Source organism: Streptomyces sp. NRRL WC-3549 (assembly GCF_000721935.1).
Taxonomy (GTDB): Bacteria; Actinomycetota; Actinomycetes; order Streptomycetales; family Streptomycetaceae; genus Streptomyces.
Genome location: NZ_KL585462.1, coordinates 13,470 through 14,164, shown reverse-complemented (window position 1 = coordinate 14,164; position 695 = coordinate 13,470). Strand labels below are relative to the sequence as shown.

General features: G+C 76.4%; 1 protein-coding gene. It reads left to right on the top strand.

What is annotated here, in order from left to right; all coding sequences use genetic code 11:
* The coding region (locus IH13_RS0136015; protein WP_031091358.1) for a hypothetical protein at nt 1–695 on the top strand (695 nt) is incomplete at both ends.

Here is a 695-nt window from a genome sequence, read left to right as displayed (position 1 = left end):
CGTCGAGGTCGACTGGTCCCGCGTCACCCCCGCCGCGGCCCGTCGGACCGGGCTGCCGGCATACCCCTTCGCCCGCAAGCGCTACTGGATCCCCGAGCCATCGGCCCGTACCGCCCCCGCACAGTCCGCCGGGCCCGTCGACGCCCCCTCGGAGCGGCTCCCGGACTTCTACCGGCCCCTGTGGACACGCGAGGACGCACCCGCTTACGGGCCCGCCCCGCGCGCGGGCCGGGTCGTCGCCCTGGTCACCGAGGCCTCCGCCTGGCTCGCCGAGGCGATTTCGGCCCGCGCCCCCGGGAGCCGGGTGGAGCCGGTCCGCATCGACGAACTCCCCCCGAGCGCCTGGCTGGAGTCGACCCACGGTGCCGACCTGGTCCTCCACCTCGGCGGCGTCGGCCCCGGCATCACCGAGGGGCTGGGCGCCGACCGGGCCGCCGAGCAGCTGCATACCGGCTCCCTCTCCCTGTTCCACCTGGTCCGCTCGACCCGCGCCGCACGCGTCGTCGTGGTCACCAGCGACGTCCACCCGGTCGTGGGCGGCACCGTCACCAACCCCTTCGCCGCCGGCATGCACGGCCTGCTCCAGGTGGTGGCCAAGGAGCGCCCCGAACTCCGGGTGGCGTCCCTCGACTTCGCCTCGGCCGACCTCACCGGCGGTGACGCGGCCGACGCCCTGGCCGACGCGATCCTGGCCG